The sequence below is a fragment of the Paraburkholderia phymatum genome (assembly GCF_040965635.1).
In the GTDB taxonomy this organism is placed as follows: domain Bacteria; phylum Pseudomonadota; class Gammaproteobacteria; order Burkholderiales; family Burkholderiaceae; genus Paraburkholderia; species Paraburkholderia phymatum_B.
In genome coordinates, this window is record NZ_JBFRCH010000118.1 from 1 (window position 1) to 456 (window position 456).

Genomic DNA, 456 nt, shown 5'->3' on the forward strand with positions numbered 1-456 from the left:
AGCGGCGCGAAGAACATGGCCGGGCCGGTGAGCTTGCCGGTCCACCCGAGCCGGTACGCAGACGAAAGCGTCAACTGGTTCGGCGAATGGTGCACGGCATGCGTGGCCCAGAAAAAGCGGATGCGGTGCGACGCGCGGTGATACCAGTAATAGCAGAATTCCTGGCCGATGAAGACCAGCAGCACGAGCGCAACCGTGTCGATATTCAGCGTGAAGAGGCGATGCTCCCACGCGAAATCCAGGATCGGCGCGGCGAGCGACAGCGGCAGGAACGCGAGAAGCGTGCGGCCCGCGAGGTCGGCGAGCGAGAGCCAAACTTCAGACCAATCGAACGCGGCATCGCCCGCTGCTTCGCGGCGTTTCCTGAAGGTGAGCACGCACGCCTCGATCAGCGAGACGGCAACGACGAACAGCGTGACATAGAACGCGAGTTTTCCTGTGGTGAGCATGATGGAT

1 protein-coding gene is annotated in these 456 nt (G+C 62.5%); it reads right to left on the bottom strand.

Annotated elements, in window-relative coordinates; translation table 11 throughout:
* Positions 1–449: sterol desaturase family protein (locus AB4Y32_RS40455; RefSeq protein WP_368726582.1), on the bottom strand; the 449-nt coding region annotated here is incomplete at its 3' end.
* Between the last annotated feature and the right edge of the window lie 7 nt (positions 450–456).